General features: G+C 44.4%; 21 protein-coding genes and 1 riboswitch. Of the genes, 11 read left to right on the top strand and 10 right to left on the bottom strand.

The genetic code is table 11. From position 1 onward, the window contains the following. Positions 1–2 precede the first annotated feature (2 nt). Positions 3–2273: an ATP-dependent Clp protease ATP-binding subunit ClpA gene (gene clpA, locus NB504_RS01780; protein WP_258428140.1), complete on the top strand. Its 2271-nt coding sequence runs from the start codon at positions 3–5 to the stop codon at positions 2271–2273. A gap of 142 nt (positions 2274–2415) precedes the next feature. Here the strand turns inward: clpA and infA are convergent, their stop codons facing one another. From infA to aat, 3 genes are all read right to left on the bottom strand, one after another. Then, entirely contained in the window at positions 2416–2634 is a 219-nt protein-coding gene (gene infA / locus NB504_RS01785; protein ID WP_006075347.1) for a translation initiation factor IF-1, read from the bottom strand. 81 nt (positions 2635–2715) lie between these two features. Beyond that, entirely contained in the window at positions 2716–3414 is a 699-nt protein-coding gene (locus tag NB504_RS01790) for an arginyltransferase (RefSeq protein ID WP_013857085.1), read from the bottom strand. 2 nt (positions 3415–3416) lie between these two features. Beyond that, positions 3417–4133 carry a leucyl/phenylalanyl-tRNA--protein transferase gene (gene aat / locus NB504_RS01795; protein WP_094163491.1) on the bottom strand — a complete coding sequence of 239 codons (717 nt, stop codon included), beginning with the start codon at positions 4131–4133 and terminating at the stop codon, positions 3417–3419. 205 nt (positions 4134–4338) lie between these two features. On the opposite strand from aat, the gene aroA reads away from it, so the two are divergent. After that, positions 4339–5619 (top strand): 3-phosphoshikimate 1-carboxyvinyltransferase, encoded by a 1281-nt coding sequence (gene aroA / locus NB504_RS01800; RefSeq protein ID WP_029189739.1) that lies wholly within the window; start codon positions 4339–4341, stop codon positions 5617–5619. Between the two features lie 60 nt (positions 5620–5679). Here the strand turns inward: aroA and NB504_RS01805 are convergent, their stop codons facing one another. Further along, positions 5680–5931: a YciN family protein gene (locus tag NB504_RS01805; RefSeq protein ID WP_115339705.1), complete on the bottom strand. Its 252-nt coding sequence runs from the start codon at positions 5929–5931 to the stop codon at positions 5680–5682. 520 nt (positions 5932–6451) lie between these two features. Between NB504_RS01805 and topA the strand changes: the two genes are divergently transcribed. The 4 genes from topA (at position 6452) to NB504_RS01825 (ending at position 13347) form a co-directional block, all read left to right on the top strand. Further along, positions 6452–9082 carry a type I DNA topoisomerase gene (topA, locus tag NB504_RS01810; RefSeq protein WP_129532434.1) on the top strand — a complete coding sequence of 877 codons (2631 nt, stop codon included), beginning with the start codon at positions 6452–6454 and terminating at the stop codon, positions 9080–9082. 657 nt (positions 9083–9739) lie between these two features. Beyond that, a complete protein-coding gene (gene glgC / locus NB504_RS01815) occupies positions 9740–10957 on the top strand; it encodes a glucose-1-phosphate adenylyltransferase (RefSeq protein ID WP_013857078.1) in 1218 nt (405 codons plus the stop codon). A gap of 1 nt (position 10958) precedes the next feature. Then, positions 10959–12413: a glycogen synthase GlgA gene (glgA, locus tag NB504_RS01820; protein WP_013857077.1), complete on the top strand. Its 1455-nt coding sequence runs from the start codon at positions 10959–10961 to the stop codon at positions 12411–12413. Between the two features lie 133 nt (positions 12414–12546). Beyond that, positions 12547–13347 (top strand): alpha/beta fold hydrolase, encoded by an 801-nt coding sequence (locus NB504_RS01825; protein WP_017049877.1) that lies wholly within the window; start codon positions 12547–12549, stop codon positions 13345–13347. Here NB504_RS01825 and NB504_RS01830 read toward each other — a convergent pair. The 5 genes from NB504_RS01830 to torD all read right to left on the bottom strand — a co-directional run bounded on the left by NB504_RS01830 (position 13344) and on the right by torD (position 17372). Beyond that, the gene (locus tag NB504_RS01830; protein ID WP_081265479.1) at positions 13344–13661 is read right to left on the bottom strand and encodes a hypothetical protein; all 318 of its coding nucleotides are present in this window, start codon (positions 13659–13661) and stop codon (positions 13344–13346) included. The genes NB504_RS01825 and NB504_RS01830 overlap by 4 nt on opposite strands. A gap of 8 nt (positions 13662–13669) precedes the next feature. Continuing rightward, a complete protein-coding gene (locus NB504_RS01835) occupies positions 13670–14350 on the bottom strand; it encodes a TVP38/TMEM64 family protein (RefSeq protein WP_258428141.1) in 681 nt (226 codons plus the stop codon). Between the two features lie 148 nt (positions 14351–14498). Next, positions 14499–15086 (bottom strand): TfoX/Sxy family DNA transformation protein, encoded by a 588-nt coding sequence (locus NB504_RS01840; protein WP_013857073.1) that lies wholly within the window; start codon positions 15084–15086, stop codon positions 14499–14501. A 114-nt stretch (positions 15087–15200) separates the two neighbouring features. Beyond that, positions 15201–15286: riboswitch (cyclic di-GMP riboswitch) on the bottom strand. A gap of 161 nt (positions 15287–15447) precedes the next feature. Beyond that, positions 15448–16455, bottom strand: a complete 1008-nt coding sequence (gene purR / locus NB504_RS01845; RefSeq protein WP_026028025.1) for an HTH-type transcriptional repressor PurR — start codon at positions 16453–16455, stop codon at positions 15448–15450. A gap of 272 nt (positions 16456–16727) precedes the next feature. Beyond that, positions 16728–17372, bottom strand: a complete 645-nt coding sequence (gene torD, locus NB504_RS01850) for a molecular chaperone TorD (protein ID WP_017044658.1) — start codon at positions 17370–17372, stop codon at positions 16728–16730. 287 nt (positions 17373–17659) lie between these two features. Here torD and torR point away from each other — a divergent pair, with 287 nt between their 5' ends. Further along, positions 17660–18373, top strand: a complete 714-nt coding sequence (gene torR / locus NB504_RS01855; protein ID WP_115339709.1) for a two-component system response regulator TorR — start codon at positions 17660–17662, stop codon at positions 18371–18373. A gap of 125 nt (positions 18374–18498) precedes the next feature. Here the strand turns inward: torR and elyC are convergent, their stop codons facing one another. After that, positions 18499–19323: an envelope biogenesis factor ElyC gene (gene elyC / locus NB504_RS01860; protein WP_258428142.1), complete on the bottom strand. Its 825-nt coding sequence runs from the start codon at positions 19321–19323 to the stop codon at positions 18499–18501. An 88-nt stretch (positions 19324–19411) separates the two neighbouring features. Between elyC and cmoM the strand changes: the two genes are divergently transcribed. The 4 genes from cmoM to mukB are packed head-to-tail and all read left to right on the top strand — an operon-like array spanning position 19412 to position 26709. After that, positions 19412–20203, top strand: coding sequence for a tRNA uridine 5-oxyacetic acid(34) methyltransferase CmoM (gene cmoM / locus NB504_RS01865; protein WP_258428143.1), 792 nt, complete (start codon positions 19412–19414; stop codon positions 20201–20203). 2 nt (positions 20204–20205) lie between these two features. Beyond that, the gene (gene mukF, locus NB504_RS01870; RefSeq protein ID WP_258428144.1) at positions 20206–21543 is read left to right on the top strand and encodes a chromosome partition protein MukF; all 1338 of its coding nucleotides are present in this window, start codon (positions 20206–20208) and stop codon (positions 21541–21543) included. Then, positions 21524–22255, top strand: a complete 732-nt coding sequence (gene mukE / locus NB504_RS01875) for a chromosome partition protein MukE (RefSeq protein WP_017044662.1) — start codon at positions 21524–21526, stop codon at positions 22253–22255. The genes mukF and mukE overlap by 20 nt, the downstream gene beginning before the upstream one ends. Next, on the top strand, positions 22252–26709 hold the full coding sequence (gene mukB, locus NB504_RS01880) for a chromosome partition protein MukB (RefSeq protein WP_258428145.1): 4458 nt from the start codon (positions 22252–22254) through the stop codon (positions 26707–26709). Before mukE ends, mukB begins: the two co-directional genes overlap by 4 nt. Positions 26710–26724: the final 15 nt, after the last annotated feature.

Below are 26724 nucleotides of genomic sequence, written 5' to 3' on the forward strand. Positions count from 1 at the left end.
TTATGCTTAATAAAGAACTAGAGTCGAGTCTAAACGGCGCGTTCGCTCGAGCGCGAGACAAAAGACATGAATTCATGACCGTCGAGCACCTCCTACTTGCGTTATTAGAAAATGATGCAGCCAGAGAGGCCTTATTAGCCTGCCAAGCGGATTTGGATGCCTTACGCCAAGAGCTTGATATTTTTATTGATCAAACCACACCTCTTATTCCTGAAAGTGACGAAACACGTGAAACGCAACCTACATTGAGTTTTCAACGTGTGCTGCAACGTGCTGTATTTCATGTGCAATCCTCTGGCCGCAATGAAGTCACAGGAGCGAATGTACTGGTTGCAATCTTTAGTGAGCAGGAGTCACATGCGGCTTACCTACTGAAAAAAAATGACATCAGTCGCTTAGATATCGTCAACTACATTTCGCACGGCATCACTAAAGCTTCCAGCGCAAGTGATAATTCAGCCTCTTCCGACTCTTTTAGCAGCGAATCAGCTGATGAAGTCAGTTCTGATGAACGTTTGGAAAGCTTTGCCAGCAATCTCAACCAATTGGCAAAGCAGGGGTTGATTGACCCGCTAATTGGGCGTGATAAAGAGCTAGAACGAACCATTCAAGTGTTGTGTCGTCGCCGTAAAAATAATCCGCTGTTAGTGGGAGAAGCGGGAGTCGGTAAAACGGCGATTGCGGAAGGGCTAGCGTGGCGTATTGTGGAAGGCCAAGTGCCTGAAATCATTCAAAATAGCGTTATTTACTCACTGGATATTGGCTCATTGCTCGCTGGAACTAAGTATCGTGGCGATTTTGAAAAGCGTTTTAAAACCATTTTGAAACAGCTTGAAAAAGAGCAGGACGCGATTCTATTTATTGATGAAATTCATACCATCATCGGTGCGGGTGCCGCTTCTGGTGGTCAGGTGGATGCGGCTAACTTAATCAAACCTCTGCTTAGCAGCGGTAAATTGCGCTGCATCGGCTCAACGACTTATCAAGAGTACAACAACATCTTTGAAAAAGAGCGCGCGCTGGCTCGTCGTTTTCAAAAAATCGATGTGGTCGAACCATCGTTGGATGACACCACTAAAATACTTATGGGTCTGAAAACAAAATACGAGGCGCACCATGATGTACGTTACACCAATAAAGCGTTACGTGCGGCCGTAGAGCTTTCTGCAAAATACATCAATGAACGTCATTTGCCAGATAAAGCGATTGATGTGATTGATGAAGCGGGAGCACGTTCAAGGTTAGTACCTGCAAGTCGCCGCAAGAAAACCGTTGGAGTGGCCGATATTGAAGCGATGGTTGCTAAAATGGCGCGTATTCCAGAAAAATCGGTCTCTTCTTCCGATAAAGACATTTTGCAGCACCTTGATAGAAAAATGAAAATGTTGGTGTTCGGACAAGATGACGCTATCGATGTATTGAGTGAGGCGATCAAACTCTCACGCGCTGGCTTAGGTGCCGACAATAAACCAGTGGGCTCATTCTTGTTTGCAGGGCCAACAGGCGTGGGTAAAACAGAAGTGACAGTGCAGTTATCGAAGCTACTTGGCATTGAGCTGCTGCGTTTTGATATGTCTGAGTATGGTGAACGTCACTCGGTGAGTCGTTTAATTGGTGCTCCTCCTGGTTATGTTGGGTATGACCAAGGTGGCTTGCTAACTGATGCTGTGATTAAACATCCACATTCAGTGGTGCTACTTGATGAGATTGAGAAAGCGCACCCTGATATTTTTAACTTGTTACTTCAAGTCATGGATAACGGCACTTTAACGGATAACAATGGACGAAAAGCGGATTTCCGTAACATCATTTTGGTGATGACAACCAACGCAGGTGTTGCAGAGACAGTGAAAAAATCGATTGGTCTTATCCAACAAGACAATAGTTTTGATGCGATGTCAGAGATTAAGAAAGTATTCACACCCGAATTTCGTAACCGTTTAGATAACATCATCTGGTTTAATCGTTTGGATGAGCGTGTAATCCATCAAGTGGTTGATAAGTTTATTGTTGAACTACAAGCTCAACTCGATGCGAGAGGTGTATCGTTAGAGGTTTCTGAGGATGCTCGTCATTGGCTTGCTGTGAAAGGCTACGATATTGAGATGGGCGCTCGTCCGATGGGCCGCGTGATTCAGGATAAGCTGAAAAAGCCATTAGCGAATGAGTTGTTGTTTGGCTCGTTGGTCGATGGTGGCACAGTGAAAGTGGATTTAGATGGCGAAGAGCTTAAGTTTAAGTACATTGGTTCTCGTGAAGAAGCGGTTCACTAATCGGTAATCCCGATGCTTATCACCTAATAACAAAAGCACGCTGAGGCGTGCTTTCTTCTATGCATTGCATTTAATCCAGTTCTATGAGTAACAAAAAACGGAGCATTTAGCTCCGTTTTTTGTTGCGTTCGAAAATCAGAGATTAACGAGCACGGAAGACGATGCGGCCTTTAGTTAGGTCGTATGGAGTCATCTCTACAGTTACTTTGTCACCAGTAAGAATACGAATGTAGTTCTTACGCATTTTACCAGAGATGTGAGCTGTTACTACGTGGCCGTTTTCTAGCTCAACACGGAACATTGTGTTTGGAAGAGTATCAAGGACAGTGCCTTGCATCTCAATTACGTCTTCTTTAGCCATTTAATCCTCTTTAGAAACTTGGCGATTTTTAACGGACGCATTCTGCCGCTAAAAGATAAATATGTAAAGTTGGGGCGTATTCTACCCTTGCCAACGTTGATTTACTAGCTTTTGATGGCGCTCAAAGCGTACTTTGTAGTTCATTGCTGGGCATTCATCAATTTGATAACCCAAATATAACCATTGTTTCTGTGTGGCTTGGCAATATTGCAGTTGAAATAAAACGCCAAGTGTTCCGAGTGACAGATCTGACTCTGGATCATAAAAGGTATAAAAGGCGCTGGCACTGTTTTGTAAAATATCCGTCACCGCAATCGCGACCAGTTGTCCGTTTTGATAAATATGCAGGTATTGAGTATCTAGCCAACGACAAGCGGAAAAGGTTTCAAACTCCTGCTCGTTGGGAGGGTACATGCTGCCCTCTTTATGTCGCGCTTCAATATAGCGGGCATAGAGTGCAAACCAACCCGAATCCATGGTCGGTTTCAGCTGCCACTGAAAAGCGTGTGCCTTTTTGAGTAATCGCTTTTGGCTGGTTGATAGCTTGACTTGGTCAACAAAAACACGCAATGCTTGGCAGGAGTTGCAATTGTCACAGTGAGGTTTGTAAATGGTATCCCCACTGCGTCGAAAACCATTTGCGAGTAGAATTTCATAATTCTCAGGCGATTGCATGGCGGAGTCTAAAGTCACAGCGACACGTTCTTGCCTATCTTTTAAATAGCTACAAGGGTGGTTATTGGTTAAACCGATGCGTATTTGCTGTAAATCTGAGCTCATGGTTATCCTTCATTAGGCAAGGTGATCCACTGGGGTGTAAAGCAGCGCTCATCGACAGAGCTATCTCTAAAAGATAGCAAGGATTTGAGAAAATCGTCGCGCTCTAATTCGAAAGCTCCCAATGATGCCAGATGCGGATTCATCACCTGACAATCAATCAACTGTCCACCGTGTGATTGAAAATGCTGGCAAAAATACCAAAGCGCAATTTTTGATGCATTGGCTTTGATACTAAACATCGACTCACCGCAAAACATTTGGCCCATTTGTATGCCATAGAGCCCGCCGATCAATTTATCTTCCTGCCACACCTCAACCGAATGACAAAGGCCAGAAGCCGCAAGGGCGAGGTAGGCGCTGCGCATCTCTTCATTTAGCCAAGTTTGATCTGCGGGTCTTACGTTGGCGCAACTTGTAATTACCTCTTTAGTTGCATGGTTAAGGCTTATTTTATATTGATGTTTTCGCTGGAATTTTTTAACGCTTTTAGCTGGAGAAAAAGTTTGTGGGTTAAACACAGCTCGCGGAGCGGGGCTCCACCAAAGAATAGGCTCTTGTGGGCCATACCAAGGAAAAATTCCGTGTCGATAAGCATTATAAATACGTTCTGGTTGTAAATCCCCACCAAACGCGAGCAGTCCATTTGGCTCTTCTAGCGCCTCATCAGCGGAAGGAAAAGAGAAATCATCAAGCGCAAGTTGAGGAAGGTAAATAGTCATGTTCGATCCGATCTGGGTTAACCATCAAGATAAGGCCACGGAATGAGGATAGTAGGGATTTTTCAATAGTTTGCCAATCATTACTATCAGGCCATATTTGTACTGGAGTTCGCTTTTATTTTTAGATAGGCTGCAAGTACGAAGAATTTTCATTTTCCCAGAGCAAACAGGAGCTCTTTGGAAGATGCAAGGAAACACAACTCGAATGGAAAGCCTCACGTTACAACCAATAAAAAAAATTAATGGGCAAGTCAATTTACCCGGTTCCAAAAGTGTCTCAAACCGAGCGCTACTGCTTGCCGCTCTGGCAAGTGGTACGACTAAGCTAACGAACTTGTTAGACAGTGACGACATTCGCCACATGCTCAACGCACTAGAAAAACTTGGTGTGGAGTATCGTTTGTCAGACGACAAAACGGTGTGTGAGATAAAAGGTTTGGGTCGGCCTTTTAGCATCGAGCAATCCGTTGAGCTGTTTTTAGGTAATGCAGGGACGGCAATGCGTCCACTTGCGGCAGCATTAGTTCTTGGACAGGGTGAATTCATTTTGACTGGTGAGCCGAGGATGAAAGAGCGTCCAATCGGTCATCTCGTTACGGCGTTACGTGAAGCGGGCGCTGATATTGAGTACCTTGAAAACGAAGACTTCCCGCCGTTAAAAATTACGGCAACCGGCCTTAAAGCTGGAACTGTGGCGATTGACGGTTCAATCTCGAGTCAATTTTTGACCGCCTTTTTAATGGCTGCGCCACTGTCTGATGGTGAAATGACGATCAACATCGTCGGTGACTTGGTCTCAAAGCCCTACATTGACATCACGTTACACATCATGGCGCAGTTTGGTGTAAAAGTGATCAACCATAACTACACTCAATTTGTGATCCCAGCTGGGCAATCGTATGTTTCTCCTGGGCAGTTTTTGGTGGAAGGAGATGCATCCTCTGCTTCTTACTTCCTCGCGGCGGCGGCTATCAAAGGTGGCGAAGTAAAAGTTACTGGTATTGGTAAAAACAGTATCCAAGGAGATATTCAATTTGCCGATGCGCTAGAAAAAATGGGCGCAGTCATCGAATGGGGGAATGATTATGTCATCGCTCGTCGTGGAGAGCTTAATGCGGTTGATCTCGATTTTAATCACATTCCTGATGCGGCTATGACCATTGCGACGACCGCATTATTTGCCAAAGGCACCACAGCCATTCGCAACGTATATAATTGGCGTGTTAAAGAAACCGATCGTTTAGCCGCAATGGCGACGGAGCTGCGTAAAGTGGGTGCAGAGGTTGAGGAAGGGGATGATTACATTATCATCACACCACCAACGTCATTACAGCATGCGGCAATCGACACTTATGACGATCATCGAATGGCGATGTGTTTTTCGCTGGTTGCACTGAGCGATACCGCAGTGACGATTAATGATCCTAAATGTACTTCGAAAACGTTTCCTGATTATTTTGAACAGCTTGCGCAACTAAGCCACTAGGTATTGAGCCTTTAAACCCAATAATGAAAAGCCTCGAATGAGGCTTTTTTTCATCAAGAATTACGATTGAACGAGAGTGAATTGCTTTGATAAATGCAAGGCAAGGTACTTGAACATGTTAAATACCGCAGTGGTATTAGGTGTTGGCAGCCCCTTGTCGTCTAAAAAGTAGTTGCCTTTAAAAACTAATACATCCTCTTTTTCTTCAACACTATCGGCGCGCATGCCAACGATATAAGCGTCATGTTCTTGAATGATTTGGTTTGCAATAAGTAGCAAATCAAATTCAGTAATAGATTGTTTTTTGCTCATCTTTTACGGTCCTATGAGTAGATGTGCGAGGATAGTGCCGTAAAAGGGTAGGTAATTTCAATGATTTCAAATAGAATTCGGCGCAAAATTCGATGGAGTGGATTCTCAAGCTTTGACCAAAGAGAGAAGCCACGTCTAAGCTTAATCAAGAAAGCCGATTTTTTATGCAATGAGAATGTGTGACTTACGGCATATTTCATTGGATTTATTTCGCGAACTGATAATACTCACTTTAGTATGAGCGCCAAAGCACGTTTAGTAGAGTGCTGCAGCAATGAAAGTCAAGATCATAAGTACCACAGGATTCGATTTTAAACTTCTCAATTTAGGTTGGAAAGCTGGCGGAGAATAGGCCACTGAGCTCTGGTTGCATTTTGACCAATTATTGAGTGGTTGAATTTTATTTTTAAAAAACATGTTGATCTTCTTGTTAACTGGCTCGATAGTAAAAAAAGAAGCAATAATTTAGAACGTCATGCGATTTACTTTCGCGTAATGATTAAGGGCATTTGAGTCAATTATGGGTAAATCACTCGTTATAGTGGAATCGCCAGCCAAGGCTAAAACGATCAATAAATATCTTGGTAAAGATTTTATTGTTAAGTCGAGCGTAGGGCATGTTCGTGATCTTCCAACCGCAGGTCAAAGTACCGCTAAAAAAGCAACGCCTAGTTCTTCTTCAAAGAACCTTAGCGCTGAAGAGAAAGCACGCTTGAAAAGCGAGAAAGACCGCAGTTCGTTAATTAAGAAGATGGGCATCGACCCTTATCACGGCTGGGAAGCGAATTACCAAATTTTGCCGGGTAAAGAAAAAGTAGTGGCGGAATTGCAAAAGCTTGCTAAAGATGCCGACTGCATTTATCTCGCAACCGATTTGGACCGCGAAGGAGAGGCCATCGCTTGGCACCTTCGTGAGATCATCGGTGGCGATGAACAGCGATACAAACGAGTTGTATTTAACGAAATTACTAAAAATGCAATCCAACAAGCCTTCCAAACACCGGGTGAATTGAATATCGACGGTGTAAACGCCCAACAAGCGCGTCGTTTCATGGACCGTGTGGTGGGTTTTATGGTCTCTCCATTACTTTGGAAAAAAGTGGCGCGTGGCTTGTCTGCGGGTCGCGTCCAATCGGTGGCGGTGAAATTACTTGTTGAGCGTGAGCGTGAAATTAACGCGTTTGTCCCTGAAGAGTTCTGGGATATCCATGCTGATACGAAAACGCAAGATAAAACGGATTTCCGTCTGTTGGTCGCGCAAAAAAATGATGTAGCGTTTAAGCCTGTCAACGAAGCGGAAGCTAAATCAGCGGTTTCGATTTTAGAAAAAGCTTCTTACGAAGTGTGTAAACGTGAAGATCGTCCAACCAGCAGTAAACCTTCCGCTCCTTTTATCACCTCGACGTTACAGCAAGCAGCCAGTACTCGCTTGGGTTACGGAGTGAAGAAAACGATGATGCTAGCTCAGCGCTTGTATGAGGCGGGTTACATCACTTATATGCGTACCGATTCAACCAACTTAAGTGCTGAAGCGGTCGAAGCGGTTCGCAGCTATATTGGGAGTGAGTTTGGACAAGCCTACTTACCTGAGAATCCGTTAGCTTATGGAAGTAAGCAGGGGGCTCAAGAAGCGCACGAAGCGATTCGTCCATCCAGTGTGGATGTTAAAGCCGATGATTTACAAGGTATGGAAGCGGATGCTCATAAGCTATACGCGCTAATCTGGAATCAGTTTGTTGCTTGCCAAATGACGCCAGCTCAATACGATTCGACCACTGTGAGCGTGAAAGCGGCAGAATTTACCCTTAAGGCGAAAGGTCGCATCCTTAAATTTGATGGTTGGACACGAGTTCAACGTCCAATGGGTAAGAATGAAGACCAAATTTTACCTCCAGTGAAAGTGGGCGAAACGTTGTTATTGCAAACGTTAGATCCAAAACAACATTTCACTAAGCCACCGGCACGTTATACGGAAGCTGCGCTGGTAAAAGAGCTTGAAAAGCGTGGTATAGGCCGACCATCGACGTATGCTTCTATCATCTCTACTATTCAAGATCGCGGCTATGTGAAAGTGGATCAGCGACGTTTTTATGCTGAGAAAATGGGTGAAATCGTCACCGATCGTCTGGATGACAGTTTCAATGACTTGATGAACTATGACTTCACCGCGCGAATGGAAGAAAAGCTGGACCAAATTGCAGCAGGATCTGCAAATTGGAAAGGAGTCTTGGACGATTTCTTTAAAGATTTCACTTCAGATTTAGAAACGGCTGAACTGGATGAAGAACAAGGTGGTATGAAACCCAACCACATCGTGATGACCGACATTCAATGTCCGACATGTTCACGTCCAATGGGAATTCGTACAGCCTCTACTGGGGTGTTCCTCGGTTGTTCTGGTTATGCACTGCCGCCTAAAGAGCGTTGTAAAACCACCATTAACCTAGGTGACGAAGAAGGCGTCATCAATGTCTTGGAAGAAGATGTTGAAACGGCTGCACTGCGCGCTAAAAAACGTTGTCCTATCTGTGAAACGGCGATGGATGCGTACCTAATCGATGACACACGTAAAATGCATGTGTGCGGGAACAATCCGAACTGCGAAGGTTACGTTGTAGAATTCGGTGAGTTTAAAGTTAAAGGCTATGATGGCCCAGTTGTCGAGTGTGACAAGTGTGGGTCAAACATGGTGCTGAAAAATGGTCGTTTTGGTAAGTACATGGATTGCACCAGCGATGACTGTAAAAATACGCGTAAGATCTTAAGAAGCGGCGAAGTTGCTCCACCAAAAGAAGATCCTATCCATTTCCCAGAATTGCCTTGTGAAAACTCGGATGCGTATTTTGTACTGCGTGATGGCGCTTCAGGTCTGTTTCTTGCGGCGAGCAATTTCCCTAAATCTCGTGAGACACGTGCACCATTGGTTGAAGAATTGGCTCGTTTCAAAGAGCGCCTCGCACCAAAGTATCAATACTTAGCTGATGCGCCTACACATGATCCTGATGGTGTGGCGGCGGTTGTACGCTTTAGTCGTAAGTCAAAAGAACACTATGTACGCACTGAGATAGAGGGTAAACCCTCAGGTTGGACGGCGTTGTACGATAATGGGCGGTGGGAAATTACCGATAAGCGTAAAAACGCTAAAAAATAGCCTTTAATGTGATCAATGCGAAAAGGTAGCCTTCGGGCTACCTTTTTTTTGGCTGGAGTTTGAGCAAGTTCAACTATTCATACTATTCATGGAGAATGTGTCGCCAATATTTTGACATTCCATGTGTAAGGCAGTATTGATTAACTATCCGTGAGCGGGCGGGGTGTCGGATGTTCAGAGTCTTGTGCACAGGAGATAGCCCTATTACACCAGCATGTTGTGAATTGTTCAGTCGGTTCAAGAACTAAAATGGAGCTATTTGGTGTAATTAATATTTATGTCTTTAACCTAGTAAACATAGCGTCATAAATTCGTTGTATTTTTAATAAAAAGAGAGTGTATATAAAATTAAGAATGCATCAATAAAGTGAATAAAAATGATTAGTTAATACATTGTTATGTTTATATGTTACACCGAGCTGTAAATGTGAGCTAGGTTAGGAGTTAGCAAACTAAAGGGTTCAGACAAGTCAGAACAGCGTATTTAAAATTGTATTATTTCTTTAATTCGATAACGTATAAACAACCGATTGCATTTAGGGTGGTGAGGGAGTTTCATACAGCCCACTGCAAGTGGTCAATAAGGATAGCATCCATACATCCCCTGTAAATTAAGGTATGGAATGCAAATATAAGAATGAAATAAGGAGAATTAAAATGGCTGGTGTTTTAGGAATGATCCTTGCTGGTGGCGAAGGCTCGCGCTTGATGCCTTTAACGGAATCTCGTAGTAAACCTGCAGTGCCATTTGGTGGCAGTTATCGTTTAATCGATTTTGCTTTGAATAATTTTGTAAACGCGGATTTGATGCGTATCTACGTGCTTACACAATTTAAATCACAATCGTTGTATTTACATATGAAGAAAGGCTGGAACCTTTCGGGCATCACTGATCGGTTTATCGATTCAATCCCCGCACAGATGCGTGATGGCAAGCGCTGGTACGAAGGTACTGCGGATGCTATCTACCAGAATATTCGTTTTATTGAACTCTCTACCCCCGACCAAGTATGTATTTTTGGCTCTGATCATATCTATAAAATGGATATCCGCCAGATGCTCGATTTCCATAAACGTGTAGACGCAAAACTGACCGTTTCTGCGCTGAGAATGCCGCTGAAAGAAGCGTCTCAGTTTGGTGTGATCGAAGTTGATGAAGCCGGAAAAATGGTCGGTTTTGAAGAAAAACCTTGCAACCCTAAGGCGATCCCTGGGCACCCAGACCTTGCACTTGTTTCTATGGGTAACTACATATTCGATACAGATAAACTCTGTGCAGAACTGCGTCGTGATGCTGAAGATAATCATTCCAGTCATGATTTTGGCAAAGATATTATTCCTAAACTTTTCCCGGAAGGAGAGGTTTATGTCTATGATTTTTCAACCAATAAAATCAAAGGCGAAAAAGACACAACCTACTGGCGTGATGTTGGTACGATTGAGGCCTACTGGGCAGCGCACATGGATCTATTAGAGCATGATGCCGATTTTTCGTTGTATAACCGTAGCTGGCCTCTCCACACTTATTATCCACCGTTGCCACCTGCAACCTTTGTTGATTCACACGATCGTAAAGTACAGATCACCGACAGCTTGATCTCCGGCGGAAGCTACATTCAAGGTGCGAAGATTTATAAATCGGTACTAGGTTACCGCAGTAACATTGGAGCCAACACTTTAGTGAGTGAATCCGTGATCCTCGGTGATGTTAAAATTGGTGAAGGATGTACAATTAAGCGTACGATTATTGATAAAAATGTCGAAATAGCACCAGGTACTATCATTGGTGAAGATTTAGAACTCGATAGACAACGTTTCCATGTTTCTGATGAGGGCATCGTTGTTATCGCAAAAGGAACAAAAGTTGGATTCTAGAATGGAAAAAATCGATGTTTGGTTTACCGTTTCAGAAGCTCAAGGTTTGATCAAAAGTGGTGGTTTGGCCGATGTGGCCAAAGCACTGCCTAAAGCACTGCAAGAGTTAGGTCATCAGGTAGCTATTGTGCTACCTGCTTATCGTTCTATATTGGGCATTTCAGATGCTCCTGTTGTGCTAGAAACTGAGCTTACCCATTGGCCTCATACTTCATATCTGGTCCGCCAGATGGAGCTAGATGGAGTGGCCGTGTACTTAATTGAATGTGAACAATATTTTGGCCGAGCACAAATGTATGGCGAGAATAACCAAGCGTATGCTGATAATGGCGAGCGTTTTGGTTTCTTTTCAGCGGCTAGCCTAGATGTTTTACCTAAGCTCGGTAAAAAACCACAGATTATCCATGCAAATGATTGGCATACAGGGTTAGTTCCATTTTTGTTGAAAACGCGTTACCAGCATGACGCTTATTTTTCTGATATGAAAAGCGTATTGACCGTTCACAACGCGATTTTTAAAGGTATTTTTTCTTATCATCAATTAGAGATCATCCCAGAATTGAACTTATCTGGCATGGAATTTTTACGCTACGGACACGATCACGTCAGTATGCTAAGAGCAGGGATTGCCTTTGCTGACAAAATCAATGCCGTTAGCCCTAATTATGCTTCCGAGCTGCTAACACCGCTTGGCTCTCATGGGTTGGTAGATGATTTTGTTCACCGAGCTAGAGATTTGCACGGCATCGTTAATGGGTGTGATTATAGCGAGTGGGATCCACAAAACGATGAATTTCTTCCTCTTGGCTACTGTGATGAAGCTGAATCACTTCAAGCGGGCAAACGGGCGAGTAAGCGCATGTTGCAAGAGGAGCTGCAATTACCTCAGCGTGACTTGCCTTTGTTTGGGATGGTTTGTCGACTCACCCACCAAAAAGGTTTCCACTACATTTTACCTATACTAGAGTCGTTCTTACGCAATGATGCTCAGCTCATTATTGTTGGCACAGGAGAGCCTGAAGTTGCTGTTCAGCTACATAAAATGGCGGCGAAGCATGCTGATAAATTTGCGTTTGTTGAAGCTTATAGCAATCGTTTTGCACATTTGGTTGAAGCCGGTTCTGATTTCTTCTTAATGCCTTCAGAATTTGAAGCTTGCGGTTTGAATCAGATCTACAGCATGGCTTATGGCACGCTGCCCATCGTTCGTGAAGTTGGTGGTTTAAAAGACACCGTGCGTGATTATGATAAGTTTCCTGAAGAAGCGACCGGCTTTGGTTTTCATGATCCTTCTCCAGAAGCACTGCTTATTGCAATGCAGCGAGCGATGCTGTTTTATCTTCAACATCCCGAAACTATGTTGGAGGTTCAGCAGAGGGCGATGCGACAAAATTTTAGCTGGCAGGATTCAGCGAAAGAGTACATCAAGATGTATCATCTCGCGTTTCATGACTGATGTTCTTATAACAAGTAAGGCGCTTTGGCGCCTTACTTGTTTAGCCGAACAAGCCCGCATGATTTTTTGCTATTCAGCCCCCGTTTTGTGGTAGTCTTGCGTTTCTCAAATTGAAGCTGATTAACGGTTTTGTATGTCTCATAGCTTACTTTTCCATAAGACCTACCTTCATCCCACCAGTGATGAATGGGTTGTTTTTGTGCATGGTGCAGGTGGAAGTTCATCCATCTGGTTTAAGCAAATCAAAGCGTACCGTGAGCATTTCAACCTGTTATTAGTTGATTTACGAGGTCATGGCAAGTCAAACCAACTGTTTAAAGAGTTGATGGCAAATCGTTACACGTTTAAATCCGTCACTCTTGATATTCTCAAAGTGCTCGATCATTTGAAAATTCAGTCTGCCCATTTTGTTGGAATGTCACTCGGTACCATTATTGTACGTAATCTTGCTGAAATGGCGACTGGGCGAGTTTGCTCTATGGTTTTGGGTGGAGCGATAACCCGTTTGAATGTGCGCTCTCAAGTGCTCGTAAAGTTGGGTAATTTGAGTAAACACATCATTCCTTACATGTGGCTTTATCGTTTGTTTGCTTACATTGTGATGCCACAACGCAACCAAAAAGAGTCACGCCATCTTTTTATTCGAGAAGCGAAGAAGCTGTGCCAAAAAGAGTTTAAACGCTGGTTTATGCTGACTTCCGAAGTCAATCCTCTGATGAAATGCTTCAAAGAGAAAGAGCTACCCATTCCCACTCTTTATCTTATGGGAGAGAGAGACTATATGTTCATTCAACCCGTTAAAGACATGGTGGCAATGCATAGACAAAGTGTGTTATTAGAGATCCCAGATTGCGGCCACGTGTGTAATGTTGAACAGTCTGAGATGTTTAACCACCACTCAATTGAGTTCATCCGCCAGCATCAGACTCGTTAGTCTGAATCTAAACAACCGCAGTACCAGCAGGCTGCAAACTGCGGCCCATTTTCCTCGTTGCACTGTCCACAAACCCAGTTAGGTTCTTCGTTTATCTCTTCTATCTGATAGGCCAATAATTGTGCTTGAGCCTCGACGATTTGAGCTTCATCCAACAGCCATATATAGGGCAAGGTTTCTTCTGAAAAAGGGAGCTCTCCACCTAAGCCGTATAAGTTATCGCCTCTCACTTCACAGCGAATATTGAATTGCTGTAAATACTGACAAACTATATATGCCTCTATCGGGTGGTTTGAAACACAAATTTTCATCATTATTCACTTCAGGCGGAAGTTGGGTTTTTGTTCAATCTGGCCATAATCCACTTGGTGAGAATAGGGAAAAGACCTAATAGAGCAAATGAAAGCAAAACCGAAGGAGATACAATACCGGATAAGCTTTCAATTTCAGCTAGTTGAGTACCAGCATTCAGATAAACGGCAGTGCCGGGCAACATACCGAGTTGGCTAATCAGGTAAAAGCGAGCGGTTGATATGGGTGTTAGGCCCATTAATAAATTAATCAAGAAAAAAGGGAAAACCGGAATTAAGCGCAGTGAGAATAGATAAAATGCCCCATCTTTTGCAACGCCTTGATTAATCGTTCGCAGCTTTTGACCAAATTTTGTTTGAATCCATTCACGCAGTAAGAAACGGCTACTCAAAAAGGCGATAGTTGCGCCTATGGTGCTGGCAAAGGAGACAAGCAGTAAGCTAGTCCAAAAACCAAACAGCGCAGCGCCCAGTAACGTGACGACCGCCGCTCCTGGGATGGAGAAAGCGGTGAGCACAATATAGAGTGAGAAATAGATCAAAGCAGCGCTGATCACGTTTTGGCTAATGTATTCGTTTAATAGCATTTGCTGTGCTTTGGCATTATCTAACGTTAGATAGTGGCCAAAATTTACAATCAAAAAGACAATAAAGGCAAATAAAGCCAAGCCTAAGAAAAGTTTTTTATTCATGGTATTCCTCAAAACGACATATTTTACTAGATATAGTGAAGAAGACAGAGGAAGTCGAATTTATATTTCAAAACGGGATGAAAAAAACGCCCGCATGGTGATGCGAGCGTATTTGATTATTTAATCGAGATATTTATTTACTCGGAGGTTAAAGGCTTTTAGCTAATTCATCGCGTCGAGATTGTGGGATAACCGACCAATGCTTGCCTTCAATAGCACCTTCAAGGGCCCATAGCAATTCAAGACTGATTGAAGAAGAATGGGTTTGCTGAATCGCTTTATAGGCTTCCAAAGCCCCCTTTGTATGCAAATCCGTTACAGATTCTATCCCTGCTTTCTTAAGCATACGTTCGGTGGCGAGTCGAAGGTTCGGGAGATCTTTTAGGCGTTCTGGCTTCGTTTGGGCTTGAACTTCTCGTTCTTGTTTGGCGATTTCGAGTGCGACAGCAGCATCTCGTAAAATAAGCGAAGGGTTTTCCCAACAATTGTCAGGTAATGCGAAGTATTTTGTGACGACAGGGAACCCACGTTTTTTATAGATATAGGGCTCATAGCCTTGCTCTTTAAAGCGAGAGGTTGATAGATCGTCTGCGCGAATATGAAGTTTATCGTTTACGACCAAAGCAAACATGGTGTCATCGACAAAAATGCCGAAGCCGCCAAACATTGAACGAGACTTAACGCGTCCAAGTTGTTCGAAGAGTCGCATTGAATCTTTAAGTACTGGTTTATCCATGCTGTAAATTCTCGGTGTATGGGAAAAACGCCACCAAAATCAGGTCCGAGAGATTAGCAAACTTATGCAGAAAGAGTGTCAGTAAGGGGTAAACTTAACGTTTGCATATTTGCCATCGGCAACCCCGCTACCTACCGAATAGTCGGTTTAGGCCGGAGGCTTTGCGTCCCATCTTTTCAAATGGTTTGCCCTGTGCGTGACTTCTAATAGTAAGAATAGATAAATTTTTGGATGAGCATCACGTTTATTTATTATTTGCGTGATGCTAATTCCAAATTTACTATTATTTAATACGGCGTTCTGTCTCGAATATGGGAAAATCCCTAAAATTGACATTTGTCGCTTGCTTTAAATAATGACACTATTTCGTTATGTTTTTTACTGTGTTGCGTTCAACAATCTCGGGATGCATCTCAAACACACGACGTTCATGCTCTTTGTCTTTAATGCGTTCCAATAGGATTTCAAAGGCGTTTTTCCCTACTCGTCGTTTTGGCTGGTGAACCGTGGTTAACGGTGGCGAGAAATACTCAGCAAGTTCAATATTGTCATAACCAATAACAGACATGTCATCAGGAATACGGATGCCTTTTTGTTGCAAGCGACTCATTAAACCGAGAGCCATTGTATCGTTAAAGCAAAAAACAGCCGTTGGGCGCTTGTCCATGGCGGCGATCTTGTCGGCGGCGAGCACCGCAGTATCACACTCGAAGTTACCTTCCAAAATCCAATCTTCATGAACGGTTAGGCTTGCTTCGGCAAGAGCCCGCTTAAACCCTTGAATACGCTCTTGGCACGCCGCTTTTTCGAAGTGTCCACTTAAGCAAGCAATGTCAGTATGGCCATGATCAATAAGGTATTTGGTGGCGAGATATCCGCCTTCCTCTGAGTTATCAATAATTTTATCGGCTTGAGAACTTTCAGGGCCCCAGTCCATGATCACTTTCGGAATGTCTGAATGACGATCAAGCATCTCAAGCAGTTCTTGGGTGAGGTCCGAGCACATGACCAACATACCATCGACACGTTTTTCCGCTAGCATGCGGATGTAGTCGCGTTGCTTCTCGTAAATACCGCCGGTATTGCACAAAATAAGTGTGTAGCCTTGGCGGTAGCAGTAACTTTCAACACCATCGATAACCTCAGAAAAAAATAAGTTTGTCGATTGGGTCACTAACATACCAATGGTACGGGTGGTGTTGCATTTTAAGCTGCGAGCGACTGCACTTGGTGCATAGTTAAGCTCTGATACCGCTTCCATCACTCGTTCTTGGGTTGCTTCAGCCACAAAGCGAGTTTTATTGATTACATGCGATACCGTGGTGGTTGATACGCCCGCTAAGCGTGCAACGTCTTTAATCGTAGCCATAAATTCTCTGTCCTGTCGATAACTGCTGAAAGTGATAGTCACGAAGAGCAATTCAGCGGTATTAGGCCTATCGGTGTTATATTGAAGCCTAAAAGTAGTAAAAACACAAAAACCGCCTCTAATCAGCGGTTGCATCTTAAATTCATTTTTTATCGTTTGCGGTCAAGATTCTAGTCCGCAAATGTCCATCAAGCAACGAAAAATCCACCGAATAAATCGGTCAACAGTCACAATTGACCGATTTAGTAATTGGTATTAACCAAGTTATCTTACTAGTTTGATAAATAGTCGCGGTCTAAGTGAAGAAACGCGACCAACAATTCGCTTGCGGCACCGTAAAAACCAAATTGATCAATTTGTTGGCAGCGAAGATGGAATTGTGGGATCCAAGAGAGCAAATGTTGTTCAATAAAATCACACTGCTGCGTAAAGGCTTGTTCAAGGTGTGTCTCTTGTTCAAGCTCATTGGAGCGAATGATCAAGTTACCTAAGAAATCCAGTTCAATCGCAATGTGGTCGGCGGGTTCGTTGAGTGTATCGTTGACTGCAATGTGATGGGCTGCCATCAAATCCGACATTGCTCTGGCTGGTTCGTCATTGAGCAACCCTGATTTTCCAATGTAAATTGAGGCATAGGGTAGCGCGGACTCCTTATTGGATTTTAAAAAAAGATCACAGAAATCGGCTGCGAGCTCAAGCTGTGCGTCTTCTTTGTCTTGCAATCGGTTCAGTGCATCAACTAATTTATCAATGGCAGGTTTAAGTGTCGCGTTTTCTGCTAATCCTGAAAGAAATGTGCGAATAGCGGGCGTATAGTATTGCTCTAATTCATGCTCCGAAAGTTCTTTCACAAATAAGCTCGAAAGCCACCAATAAATCTCGGCACGCTGTTCATTAAAAGCTTTGATGTCTTGCATGGTATTGGCTCTCCAAGGGGGGGGGGTTGCGAAAATCGTTTTTAAAAAGTAATTGATCTAAGTGTAACTAATAAAAATGAATAGCAGTCGCTAAGAAAATGAAAAAATATGAGTGATTTTTTCATTAAGTTAATGGATGTCTGGAAGGTTGTTTTGAATCAATAAACTCTCATCTTTCTTAATTTTAAAAGTGATACGACTAGAATTATGACTATTTATGAATAGAATGGCTTTGTACAGAATCTCGAGCCGAGGTTTGAACATTTCTATAGAGTAAAGTGGTGTAAATGAGCTATCACGTATTAGTAGTTGAAGATGATGCAGTCACTCGCAGCAAGCTAGCTGGATACTTTCAAAGCGAAGGTTATATGGTAACGCAAGCGGAAAGCGGTACTCAGATGAGAGATGCTTTGAAAAACAGCGCGATAGATCTGATTATGCTAGACATTAATTTACCCGGTGAAGATGGTTTAATGTTAACGCGTGAGCTACGCAGCCAATCTGATATTGGCATCATATTAGTGACAGGGCGCACGGATAGCATTGATAAGATTGTTGGTCTTGAAATGGGGGCCGATGATTATGTAACGAAACCTTTTGAATTGCGCGAGTTGCTGGTGAGAGTGAAAAACTTGCTGTGGCGGATCTCGACCGCAAAAAACAAACTGAACGAAGAGAGCGGTGTATCTCACAATGCGAATTTAGTGCGCTTTAACGAGTGGACCTTTGATATCCAGCGCCGAGCGCTGAGCCGTAATGGTGAGCCCGTAAAACTGACCAAAGCGGAATATGAGCTATTAGTTGCCTTGTCGTCATATCCGAATCAAGTCCTTAGCCGTGAACGTATTTTAAATATGATCAGCCACCGTGTGGATGCACCTAACGATCGAACGATTGATGTACTGATTCGACGCATGAGGGCGAAGATGGAGTTTGATCCCAAGAATCCGCAAATCTTTGTGACTGTGCACGGTGAAGGTTATATGTTCGCTGGTGATTAGCTGAGTGGTCGTGTGTGTAAAATTGGCGTTGGGCCGTGCCTTTTTATTCCCATGATTTTTTGTAGCCGCGATTACCAAGAAAAACGGAGCACATCAGTGGCTCCGTTTTGGGTTGAATACAATTGCTAATTGCTATTGATGTCCAATTCTGTATCGCCATGCCCGGAGGCCCAATCACGTAAGTCTTGCCACAGCAGCCCTAACGTTTCATACCAGTAACGCTCGGTTTGTTCTAAATAACGTGCTCGAGGAGCGTATTTTTCCCAAGGTTGCTCAATATTCGTTTGTGCTAAGAAATTGGTTGGCGCAGGTATTGGGTCAATACCTGCAGAATTAAACTCTTTTAACGCTCTTTCCATATGACTGGCTGACGTTACCAAAACCAGCCTACGCTGTTGAACAAAGGCGGCGGCTTGTCGTGCTTCTTCCCAAGTATCTTTAGCTGTTTCTAGCAAAATAATATCGGATTTATTCACTCCAAGCGCTAGGGCCACCACGGCTAGCATACGCGCATGGCTAAATTCTGACCCGCCAGAGTAGCCTGATAAAATCAATTTTGAGCCGGGGTACATACGCATGACACGTATGCCTTCGTTTAAGCGTACCAACGCAGTGCGGCTGAGTTCCGAGGTCGGCGGGATTTGGTCGTCCACCACGTGGCTGCTGCCTAAAACCATCACATAATCGATGGTGCCATCAACGGGGAGAAAAGCCGAGTATTGTCTTTCCAAAGGCATTAGCATACGCGTTGCAAAGGGTTGGAAAGAGATGAGAAATATCCCCACTAAAGAGAAGAGGACAAACATACAGCCAGTCTTACGTCTGACGGTGAACATTATGAGCATTAATCCGACAAAACCGAGGATTAGCATCGCCGGAAGAGGCATTAATAATGAGGAAACAACTTTTTTCAGCTCAAACATATACAAAATAGTCCGAAAAAACACCACTTGATAATAAAAAGGAACAAAGCCCCTTTATTCCTGCCATTCCTATGACAGAATAGCAGCACGATTCGCTATCATAACTCAAGCCACTGTGACTGAAGACCGGAATTTCGACGATATTGCCCACAAATTTGCAAAAAACATATACGGCTCTGACAAAGGTGAAATTCGTCAAGTCATTGTTTGGCAAGATCTTGAGCAACTGCTCGCTTTGTTGAGCAACCACCCAAAACCTTTGCAAGTGCTTGATGCTGGCGGCGGTTTGGCACAAATGTCACAAAAAATAGCCAAGCTTGGACACCAAATCACGCTGTGTGATTTATCCTCTGAAATGCTTCAACTTGCGGAACAAGAGATCCGCAAAAATGGTCTGCTTGAGCAGTATCGGTTGGTACATTCCCCCGTGCAATCCATCCAATCGCACCTTAGTGCGCCAATGGATGTTTTGTTGTTTCACGCGGTGATGGAATGGTTAGCCGAGCCAAAACCCGCATTGCAGAATTTGTTAGCTCAAGTTAGGCCAGGTGGTATGGCATCAATCATGTTCTATAACCATCATGGCTTGGTGTACAAAAATGTTGTCTGTGGCAACATTCCCCATGTATTGGAGGGTATGCCGCATCGCAAGCGGTTTAAGCTCCAGCCTCAGCAAGGGCTAAAACCTGAAGAAGTGTATCAATGGATCGAAGAATCAGGATTTGAGATTTGTGGAAAATCGGGCATCCGATCATTCAGTGACTATATTGGGAATGTGAAAAATATGGGTGACTACCAATATGAAGATGTACTGGCACTCGAGCAACAATTATGTAGACAAGAGCCGTACCTCTCGCTAGGTCGATACATTCATGTATGGGCGAAAAAGAAAATAGAGCAGGAATAACAATGAGTGAGATGACTCAGAACGCTGCACAGCAACCTATTGATGAATTGGTTAGTTGGGTAAAGCAGCATGATTTCTCATTGAACCTGACGACAGAACGACTGGCGTTCCTTATTGCTATCGCAGTATTGAGTAACGAAAGGTTTGATGAAGAATTAGGTGAAGGTGAGTTACACGATGCGTTTGCCATCGTAACTCGCTTATTTGAAGAAACCGGTGAAGCCTCCGCGTTTCGTGCCAATAATGCGATCAATGAGTTGGTAAAACAGCGCTTAATGAGCCGCTTCACCAGCGAGATGACTGATGGCGTTAGTATTTACCGTTTGTCACCGTTGGCTATTGGTATTACGGACTATTACGTCCGTCATAGAGAGTTTTCCAAGCTGAAGCTCTCAATTCAGCTTTCTATGGTTGCCGATGAAATGGCCAAGGCGATTGAAGCCGCGAATAAAGGCGGTACCCCAGAGCATTGGAAAAAGAACGTCTACGGCGTATTAAAATACTCGGTAGGGGAAATTTTTGATCGTATCGATTTGAACCAACGTGTGATGGACGAGCAGCAGCAATCGGTCAAACTGCAAATCGCAGAGTTGCTGAATAAAGATTGGCGTGAAGCGATCAACAACTGTGAATCGTTATTGTCTGAAACCTCTTCAACGCTGCGTGAACTGCAAGACACTTTACAAGCGGCGGGGGATGAGCTGCAAACGCAAATTTTGGATATTCAAGAATTGGTTTATGGCGAAGCCGAACTCGAATTTATTGAAGAAATCCTGTTTGGATTACAGATGAAACTTGATCGCATCACCAGTTGGGGACAACAGGCGATCGATCTCTGGATTGGCTACGACCGCCATGTCCATAAATTCATTCGTACCGCCATTGATATGGACCAAAACCGAGCGTTTAGCCAGCGTTTACGTCAATCACTCAGCGACTATTTTGACGCGCCTTGGTATCTCACTTATGCCGATGCTGAGCGTTTAACCGACCTGCGTGATGAAGCTCTCGTGTTAAGAGATGATGAGGTGATGGGGCAAGTGCCTCCAGAAGTGGAGTACGAAGAGTTCCAGCAAGTTAATGATGAGCTCTCCTTGCGTATCGGCAGTATGCTCAAAGGTCATAAAGATCAAGGGATGCCAATTGATTTAGGACGAGTACTGAGAGACTACCTCGCCACTCATCCCCATACACATCATTTTGATTTAGCCCGAATTATTGTTGATCAAGCGGTGAGACTTGGCTACTCAGAGCAAGATTACCAAGCCATCCAACCTGACTGGCAAGCGATCAACGATTTTGGTGCAAAGGTACAAGCAAATGTCATCGACAGATATTAATGAATACATGCCAGAAAATCTGGCTAAAGCGATTTCAAATCCTTTATTTCCTGCGCTAGATAGCCAGCTTCGAGCTGGGCGTCATGTTTCTAGTGATGATTTGGATAATCACACCTTTTTATTGGATTTTGAGCCCGATTTAGCGCTGTTTTACCAACGCTATAACACCGAATTAGTCAAAGCGCCGGAAGGCTTTTTTTACCTGCGTCCTCGCTCTACTGCTTTAATCAATCGTAGCGTGCTGTCTGAGTTGGATATGTTGGTCGGCAAAGTGCTCTGTTTTCTTTATTTGAGTCCTGAACGCCTTGCGCACGAAGGCATCTTTACTAATCAAGAATTGTATGAAGAGCTACTGTCTCTGGCCGATGAAAAAAAACTGATGAAGCTCGTTACCAACCGAGCCAGCGGTTCAGACTTAGATAAAGAAAAGCTGTTTGAAAAAGTGCGTACCTCACTGCGTCGTTTACGTCGTTTGGGGATGATCATCCATTTAGGTGATACCAATAAATTCCGCATTAGCGAAGCCGTATTTCGTTTTGGTGCCGATGTGCGCATTGGTGACGACATGCGTGAAGCACAACTGCGTTTGATCCGCGATGGTGAAGCGGTTGTCCACGCCCAAGAACCGAATCAAGGCAGCTTGCTGGATAACGAAGACGAGATTGAAGAACAAAATGTTAACGAGCAAACAGAATGGGAAGGTGAAGCATGATTGAGAGAGGTAAATATCAATCGCTAACCATGATCAATTGGAACGGCTTTTTTGCTCGTACTTTTGATATTGATGGATTAGTTACCACCTTGTCAGGCGGTAACGGTGCGGGCAAATCGACCACCATGGCGGCATTTATCACCACCTTGATCCCAGATCAAAGTTTGCTCCATTTTAGAAACACCACCGAAGCGGGCAGCTCACAAGCGTCTCGCGATAAAGGCTTATACGGTAAACTGCAAGCGGGCGCATGCTACGCCGCGTTGGATGTAGTGAATTCACGCAAACAGCGTTTACTGTTTGGCGTTAAGCTACAACAGGTGGCGGGGCGCGATAAGAAAGTGGATATCAAACCGTTTGTGATTCAAGGCTTGCCAAGCCATGTCAAACCAACCGATGTACTGATTGAAAACGTCTCAGACAGCCACGCGCGCGTGCGTCAACTCAATGAAGTGAAAGAGATTGTCGCGAAAATTGAAGGGGCGCATTTTAAAGCGTTTAGCTCCATTGTTGATTATCACGCGCAGATGTTTGAATTTGGCGTGGTGCCGAAAAAACTGCGTAACAGTAGTGACCGTTCAAAATTCTATCGCTTGATTGAGGCTTCTTTATACGGCGGTATCTCCAGTGCCATTACTCGCTCGTTGCGTGATTATCTGTTGCCACAAAATGGTGGTGTGAAGAAAGCATTCCAAGATATGGAATCGGCGTTACGTGAAAACCGCATGACATTAGAAGCGATCAAAACCACGCAAGCGGATCGCGATCTCTTCAAGCACCTGATTACCGAATCGACAAATTACGTGGCCGCGGATTACATGCGCCACGCCAACGATCGCCACAATAAGCTAGAGCAAACGCTCGCGTTGCGTAACGAGTTGTTCGGCTCTCGCCATACATTGATTGAACAAAACCGATTACTCAATCAAGTTCAAGAAGAGCTTGAACTGCTGTTAGAGCAAGAATCTACCTTAGAGCAAGATCACCAAGCCGCTTCTGATCACTTGCAACTGGTGCAAAACGCACTGCGTCAGCAAGAGAAAATTGAACGCTATCAAGAGGATTTGCAAGAGCTCACTATTCGCCTTGAAGAGCAAATGATGGTGGTCGAAGAGGCGCAAGAGCGCGTCATGATGGCTGAAGAGCAAGCGATTATCTCTGAAGATGAGGTCGATAGCTTAAAGAGTCAACTGGCCGATTACCAACAAGCATTAGATGTTCAACAAACGCGAGCCTTGCAATATCAACAAGCCGTACAGGCGCTCGATAAAGCCAAACAGTTGCTAAATGATGATCAGTTAACACCAGAGCGTGCCCAAGCACAGGTTTCTGATCTCAAGCATCAGCAAGACGCTAATACGACCACGTTATTAGCGTTAAAGCATAAATTGGACATGTCTTCGGCCGCGGTCGAACAGTTTGAGCAGGCACTGAAATTGGTGCGCAGTGTGGTGGGTGAAGTGCCTCGTCACGATGCGGCTCAGCATGCAAAAGCCATCATGCAGCAAGCGCGTAACGCCCAGCAAATCAGCCAAAATGAAGCACAGTGGTATGCACAGCAGCGAGATCTGGAACGTCGTTTAAATCAGCAGCAAGTGGCGCGTCAGTCCGTGGTTGAATACCAAAAGCAACACCATATTGACTTGCACGATGAGCTAACACTAGAGCAAGAGCGCGAGCGCCACGCCGCTCTGATTGAATCGCTGGAATATGAACAAGAAGTGCTGCGTGAACAGCGCAGTGAGCAGCGCCGTACCGAACAAGATAAACAGGCTGAAATTCAACGACTGGAATCGATCGCTCCGACTTGGATTGCTGCCAATGATGCATTGCATACTTTACGTGAACAAAGTGGTGCAACATTAGAAAATAGCCAAGCTGTGATGGCGCAGATGCAGCAAGTGCTTGAGCAAGAAAAAGCACAATCAATCGCTAAAGATAAGCTGGCAGAACGTCGCGCGCAGCTTGAAAATGAAATCGAGCGCTTGGCGTCTCCTGGTGGTTCAAATGATCCTCGCTTGAAAGGATTAGCGGATAGCTTAGGCGGCGTTTTATTGTCTGAAATTTACGATGACATCACGATTGACGATGCACCTTATTTCAGTGCCATGTACGGCCCGGCTCGCCATGCGATTGTGGTTTCGGATTTATCTGGCATCAAAGAGAAGCTGGTCGAGCTTGATGACTGCCCAGAAGATCTGTACATCATTGAAGGGGATGTCGATGCCTTTGATGATAGCTCGTTCAATGCTGACGAATTGGAAGGAGCGGTATGTGTTCAGCTCAATAACCGCCAAATGCGTTATTCTCGTTTACCTGAGATCCCACTCTTTGGCCGCGCCGCGCGCGAACAACGTTTAGAGTTACTGCGTAACGAGCGCGAAGAAGTGGTGGAAGAGCACGCGAAAGCGGCGTTTGATTCACAAAAACTGCAACGTCTATACCACAGCTTTAACCAATTTGTTGCTTCACACATCCAAGTCGCTTTTGAAGCCGATCCAGAACAAGCGTTGCAAGCTGCACGTGAGCAACGCAATCAACTGGTCCGTGTATTGGCTGAATTGGACGCAAAAGAGCAGCAGCAGCGCAACCAGTTACAGTTGAGCAAACACGCGTTAACGATGCTCGATAAGCTGGCTCCTAACATGTTGCTCATTGAAGATGAGGCATTGCAAGCACGTTTCGATGAAGCTGAGCTGAATATTAATCAACTGGCGGAAGCGAAAGCGTTTTTAAGTTCGCACGGTAAAGCCATCGCGGAGTTAGAGCAGCTTGCTTCAGCGCTTGAAGTTGACCCGCAGCAATTTGATGCACTCACTGCACAATATCAGCAAGCGGATCAAGCTCTTCAGACATTGAAAGTGCAGATCTTTGCACTCTCAGACGTGATTGAACGCCGCCACTATTTTAGCTATTCCGATTCGGTTGCTCTGCTCAGTAAAAGTAGCGAGCTAAGTGAGCAGCTCAAAAACAAATTGGTTGAGGCAGAAAGCGCTCGTACCCGTACTCGTGATGAGCTCAAACAGGCTCAAAGCCAAATGAACCAATATAACCAAGTGTTAGCGGCCTTAAAAAGCTCACATCAAGCTAAGTTGGAAACGGTTCAAGAGTTCAAGCAGGAGCTACAAGAGTTTGGTGTGCATGCCGATGAAGGTGCGCAAGAGCGTGCTGAACGTCGTCGTGATGAATTGCAACAGCGTCTGCATGCCTCACGTACCCGTAAGAGCGACTATGAACGTACACTGACCGCAACTGATCTTGAAATGAAAGCATTAGTTAAACGGTTGAAAAAGGTGCAGAAAGATTATCAAGATCTGCGCACATTTGTGGTGAATGCAAAAGCAGGGTGGTGCTCTGTATTACGTTTGGCGCGTGATCACGATGTTGAGCGCCGCTTGCATAAACGTGAGCTGGCGTATTTATCGGCCGATGAACTGCGTTCCATGTCGGATAAATCACTGGGCGCGCTGCGTTTAGCGGTCGCAAGTAATGACGACCTGCGTGATGCACTGCGTTTGTCGGAAGATAACGCACATCCAGAACGCAAAGTTTTTTTCTACATCGCCGTGTATCAACATCTGCGTGAGCGTATTCGCCAAGACATCATTCGCACTGATGATCCTGTTGAAGCGATTGAAGAGATGGAAGTGGAGCTTGCGCGCTTAACAGAAGAGCTGACTCAACGTGAAAACCGTTTAGCGATCAGTTCTGAATCGGTGGCCAGCATCATCAAAAAAACCATTCAACGTGAGCAAAATCGTATTCGGATGCTCAACCAAGGTTTGTCTAACATTAACTTTGGTCAGGTGAAAGGCGTTCGCCTTAACGTGAAAGTACGCGAGAGCCATGAAATCCTACTCGCGGGATTATCTGAAAAACAGAGTCAGCATAAAGATCTGTTTGAGAGTACTCGTTATACCTTCTCCGAAGCGATGGCGAAATTGTTCCAGCGTGTTAACCCGCATATCGATATGGGGCAACGTTCACCGCAAGTATTGGGTGAAGAGCTATTGGATTACCGTAACTACTTAGAGTTGAGTGTTGAAGTAAATCGCGGATCCGATGGCTGGTTGCAAGCGGAATCGGGGGCGTTATCGACTGGTGAAGCGATTGGTACTGGGCAGTCTATTTTATTGATGGTGATTCAAAGTTGGGAAGAGGAATCTCGTCGTCTACGCAGTAAAGACATCGTTCCATGTCGTTTACTGTTTTTAGATGAAGCGGCGCGTTTGGATGCTAAATCCATTTCAACCTTGTTTGAACTGTGCGAGCGTCTGGATATGCAACTTTTAATTGCTGCGCCAGAGAACATTAGCCCTGAGAAAGGCACGACCTATAAATTAGTGCGCAAAGTGTTTAAAGATCACGAACACGTTCATGTGGTCGGTCTGCGAGGTTTTGGTCAAACTGAAAAACCAAAATCAGAAGCACAGCAGATGGCCGAAATGCTGTAAGCATCGCCTCCATCG

This window comes from Vibrio sp. RM-69-4, assembly GCF_024743775.1.
GTDB classification, from domain to species: Bacteria; Pseudomonadota; Gammaproteobacteria; order Enterobacterales; family Vibrionaceae; genus Vibrio; species Vibrio anguillarum.

What these genes read in the sequence shown, in the direction of transcription:
- aroA (WP_029189739.1), top strand. Translation starts at nt 4,339, where the DNA reads ATGGAAAGCCTCACGTTACAACCAATAAAAAAAATTAATGGGCAAGTC.
- aat (WP_094163491.1), bottom strand. Translation starts at nt 4,133, where the DNA reads ATGACTATTTACCTTCCTCAACTTGCGCTTGATGATTTCTCTTTTCCT.
- topA (WP_129532434.1), top strand. Translation starts at nt 6,452, where the DNA reads ATGGGTAAATCACTCGTTATAGTGGAATCGCCAGCCAAGGCTAAAACG.
- infA (WP_006075347.1), bottom strand. Translation starts at nt 2,634, where the DNA reads ATGGCTAAAGAAGACGTAATTGAGATGCAAGGCACTGTCCTTGATACT.
- torR (WP_115339709.1), top strand. Translation starts at nt 17,660, where the DNA reads ATGAGCTATCACGTATTAGTAGTTGAAGATGATGCAGTCACTCGCAGC.
- glgA (WP_013857077.1), top strand. Translation starts at nt 10,959, where the DNA reads ATGGAAAAAATCGATGTTTGGTTTACCGTTTCAGAAGCTCAAGGTTTG.
- purR (WP_026028025.1), bottom strand. Translation starts at nt 16,455, where the DNA reads ATGGCTACGATTAAAGACGTTGCACGCTTAGCGGGCGTATCAACCACC.
- mukF (WP_258428144.1), top strand. Translation starts at nt 20,206, where the DNA reads ATGAGTGAGATGACTCAGAACGCTGCACAGCAACCTATTGATGAATTG.
- NB504_RS01790 (WP_013857085.1), bottom strand. Translation starts at nt 3,414, where the DNA reads ATGAGCTCAGATTTACAGCAAATACGCATCGGTTTAACCAATAACCAC.
- NB504_RS01840 (WP_013857073.1), bottom strand. Translation starts at nt 15,086, where the DNA reads ATGGATAAACCAGTACTTAAAGATTCAATGCGACTCTTCGAACAACTT.
- mukE (WP_017044662.1), top strand. Translation starts at nt 21,524, where the DNA reads ATGTCATCGACAGATATTAATGAATACATGCCAGAAAATCTGGCTAAA.
- clpA (WP_258428140.1), top strand. Translation starts at nt 3, where the DNA reads ATGCTTAATAAAGAACTAGAGTCGAGTCTAAACGGCGCGTTCGCTCGA.
- torD (WP_017044658.1), bottom strand. Translation starts at nt 17,372, where the DNA reads ATGCAAGACATCAAAGCTTTTAATGAACAGCGTGCCGAGATTTATTGG.
- NB504_RS01830 (WP_081265479.1), bottom strand. Translation starts at nt 13,661, where the DNA reads ATGATGAAAATTTGTGTTTCAAACCACCCGATAGAGGCATATATAGTT.
- NB504_RS01835 (WP_258428141.1), bottom strand. Translation starts at nt 14,350, where the DNA reads ATGAATAAAAAACTTTTCTTAGGCTTGGCTTTATTTGCCTTTATTGTC.
- mukB (WP_258428145.1), top strand. Translation starts at nt 22,252, where the DNA reads ATGATTGAGAGAGGTAAATATCAATCGCTAACCATGATCAATTGGAAC.
- NB504_RS01805 (WP_115339705.1), bottom strand. Translation starts at nt 5,931, where the DNA reads ATGAGCAAAAAACAATCTATTACTGAATTTGATTTGCTACTTATTGCA.
- glgC (WP_013857078.1), top strand. Translation starts at nt 9,740, where the DNA reads ATGGCTGGTGTTTTAGGAATGATCCTTGCTGGTGGCGAAGGCTCGCGC.
- NB504_RS01825 (WP_017049877.1), top strand. Translation starts at nt 12,547, where the DNA reads ATGTCTCATAGCTTACTTTTCCATAAGACCTACCTTCATCCCACCAGT.